The 432-nt window shown below is 48.1% G+C and carries 1 protein-coding gene; it reads left to right on the top strand.

Annotation, left to right across the window (positions count from 1 at the left end):
* Positions 1-432: PD-(D/E)XK nuclease family transposase (locus tag H6A61_RS15435; RefSeq protein WP_204394795.1), on the top strand; the 432-nt coding region annotated here is incomplete at both ends.

Genomic DNA, 432 nt, shown 5'->3' with positions numbered 1-432 from the left:
GAACATCCCGACCTTGTGATAAGTCTTCTCAACGCCCTGCTCCCTTTCGAGACGGAGGATGAGAAGATAGTGAGCGTGGAGTATCTTCCGGCAGAGCTTTTCCCGGAAACTCCATTGAAGAAGAACAGCATAGTGGATGTGCGCTGCAGGGATGTTGCAGGGCGTATCTTCATAGTTGAGATGCAGATGATATGGTCGCCTGCATTCATGAGCCGTGTCCTGTTCAATGCTTCGAAGGCATACGTAAGGCAGCTTGGCAGTGGCAATGATTATAATCTGCTGCAGCCTGTGTATTCGCTTAATCTGGTGAATGATGTGTATATGCCGGAAGTTGAGGGGTATTATCATGATTACAGGATAGTGCACATGGAGCATAGCGAGAAGGTGATAGAGGGATTGCGCTTTGTGTTTGTTGAGCTTCCGAAGTTCAAG

It is taken from the genome of Bacteroides caecigallinarum (assembly GCF_016901995.1).
GTDB lineage: Bacteria > Bacteroidota > Bacteroidia > Bacteroidales > Bacteroidaceae > Phocaeicola > Phocaeicola cellulolyticus.
Note: the sequence above shows the minus strand (reverse complement) of the source record. Positions and strands in the feature narration are given on the sequence as shown.